Source organism: Pseudomonas fuscovaginae SE-1, from assembly GCF_000364705.1.
In the GTDB taxonomy this organism is placed as follows: Bacteria; Pseudomonadota; Gammaproteobacteria; order Pseudomonadales; family Pseudomonadaceae; genus Aquipseudomonas; species Aquipseudomonas fuscovaginae_A.
This window is the reverse complement of sequence record NZ_AQOH01000194.1, coordinates 1-1,232: the sequence shown is the minus strand read 5'-3', so window position 1 is coordinate 1,232 and position 1,232 is coordinate 1. Positions and strand designations below refer to the sequence as shown.

1 protein-coding gene is annotated in these 1,232 nt (G+C 45.8%); it reads left to right on the top strand.

From position 1 onward, the window contains the following. Positions 1 to 154 precede the first annotated feature (154 nt). The gene (locus tag K675_RS33415) at positions 155 to 1,159 is read left to right on the top strand and encodes a deaminase domain-containing protein (protein WP_198291656.1); all 1,005 of its coding nucleotides are present in this window, start codon (positions 155 to 157) and stop codon (positions 1,157 to 1,159) included. Positions 1,160 to 1,232 lie beyond the last annotated feature (73 nt).

Genomic DNA, 1,232 nt, shown 5'->3' with positions numbered 1-1,232 from the left:
GCGAGACTCAGGAAAATAAGGAAAATAAATCCGTCCCGTTTTTCGCGTCCCGTTTTTCCCAACTAACTCAGCTATTTCAAATGTTGATAATAATTGGTTGGCCACGCAGCAGAAAGTTCAGCGTCAGAAAGAGCTGGATAAAGCAACTGGCTTCTTGGAACGTTTGGAAATTAGGCGGAAATGGGCGCAGATATCCTCACAACAAGATACCGAAACGGCAATCGGATTTTTGGTCGGCCTTAACGAGGGAGGTTGGAAAGATATAAGTGGTATTGCCTCCTTCATGGCCAACCCTAAGCAGGGTATGAAAGGGTTGTATGAGCTAATACATAACCCAGAGGTAGTGAAAACACTGAGTAGTGAGGCATTTGCGAGCTTAGAGGCCTCTTATGACCGTATAAATTACGCGTTGGAATACGGGGGAGACGCGCAGGCTGTGCTGTTAGGGCGGGACTTGGGGCTTTTGCTACAAACTACTGCCAGTTTGGCCACAGATGTTGGTGGCGTGGCAAAGGCAGGTGCAGTCTTAGGGAAAGTTGGAATCGAGGCATCCAGTAAGTTACTGAATAAGCTTTCTCTAAAAAAATCAGCTGAGTTAGAGAAAGACGTAGCGAAGCTAGAGGCATCAACTGCTAAAAATTTTAATTCTTCAAATGCAACAGTGGGCGCAGAAGTAGGGCACTCTAATATCCCGGTCATTAATGCTGAGGTCATGAAGCAAAGCATAACTGCTATGAGGAGTACCTTGACATCAGACCTGAAACGTGGAGGAAATATGGCTGTTGCAGATGTTGCAATCGAAGGCCTCCCTTCTGTGGTTGCAGCTCATAGCGGCATCAGCACTCCAACGGCTGCTCAAGCCGCTATGGGGATAGTTGGAAGGGATAGTGTTTTTGAAACTTTTGAGGTTGCAAACAAAGCTGGGGTTTTAACTGCAAGGGCTGGTGATTCCGAAGCTAATATTTTAAGTAGCTTGGCTCGGCAGCTTGGGGATAGAACTGATGCTAGAGGTACTGTAATGATTTTAACCGAACGTGCAGCTTGTGCGAGTTGCTTGGGGGTTGCTTCGCAGTTTAAGAGTAAATATCCTGGGGTGATGGTGTATTTTATGGATAATAATGGTGTTATTCTTCGTCCGGTAGCGACAGGGGTAAAGTAAATTGGATAGATCGACCTACTCTGAGATAAAAAATGTCTTGCTCCTCTACTACTGGAGAGGGTGTAGGGATTAT